This window comes from Kytococcus schroeteri (assembly GCF_002847825.1).
GTDB lineage: Bacteria > Actinomycetota > Actinomycetes > Actinomycetales > Dermatophilaceae > Kytococcus > Kytococcus schroeteri.
In genome coordinates this window covers 1-304 of the sequence record NZ_PKIZ01000167.1, presented here as the reverse complement: position 1 = coordinate 304, position 304 = coordinate 1, and the positions used below count along the sequence as shown (strand labels likewise).

The window sequence follows — 304 nt, the reverse complement described above, 5'->3', positions numbered from 1 at the left end:
GGTGTCGTTTCGTCCACATGTTCGATGATGGGGGTTGCGGGGCGGGTGTGGTGCTGCCATGATTGGAACATGTGAACGACCCGGTGGGTGGGTGTGTTCGATGTCGTGGTGTGCATCCGGGCAGGGGGTGGTGGTCGTGCGGCGGGAGTCCGATGGCCCGGTCGGTGGCGGTGGGGTGGTGCCCACCGCGGTGGGCGCGTTGGGTGCGGCGGTGGCCGCCCTGGAGGCGATGCGGGCCGCGGAGGTGGCCTTCCTCGACGCGGTCGGCCGGGTCCACGCCGAGGTCACCCGGGCGTGCGGGCAG

1 protein-coding gene is annotated in these 304 nt (G+C 71.7%); it reads left to right on the top strand.

The window, feature by feature from the left end; genetic code table 11:
* Positions 1-100 precede the first annotated feature (100 nt).
* The coding region (locus CYJ76_RS12020; protein WP_180802316.1) for a hypothetical protein at positions 101-304 on the top strand (204 nt) is incomplete at its 3' end.